The sequence below is a fragment of the Pantoea sp. AS142 genome, assembly GCF_037152305.1.
In the GTDB taxonomy this organism is placed as follows: domain Bacteria; phylum Pseudomonadota; class Gammaproteobacteria; order Enterobacterales; family Enterobacteriaceae; genus Pantoea.
The window spans coordinates 1-277 of the sequence record NZ_JBBCMO010000033.1; the positions used below are offsets into that span (position 1 = coordinate 1).

A 277-nucleotide genomic window follows, 5' to 3' on the forward strand; every position below is an offset into this window, starting at 1 on the left:
ACCCGCTGTGCCGGGATATTCAGGTCAATCTCTATCGCCAGAGCCTCGCGGTTAAAATCATCCACGACGTTGAAAGTCCGAAAACGTCGGCCACATGTCAGTGCGTCGTGCATAAAATCAATCGACCAGCTCTGGTTGAGTGCTTCCGGCGTGGCCAGCGGAGCCGGATTTCGCACCGGCAGACGTTGTTTACCCTTACGCCGAAAATTCAGTTTCAGCAGGCGGTAAATCCGGTGTACACGCTTGTGGTTCCAGACGTGGCCCTGCCTGCGAAGCA

Annotated in this window: 1 pseudogene; it reads right to left on the minus strand. The window is 55.6% G+C overall.

Annotation, left to right across the window (positions count from 1 at the left end):
- Positions 1-277, minus strand: a pseudogene (locus WFO64_RS22420) (IS3 family transposase); the annotation flags it as partial.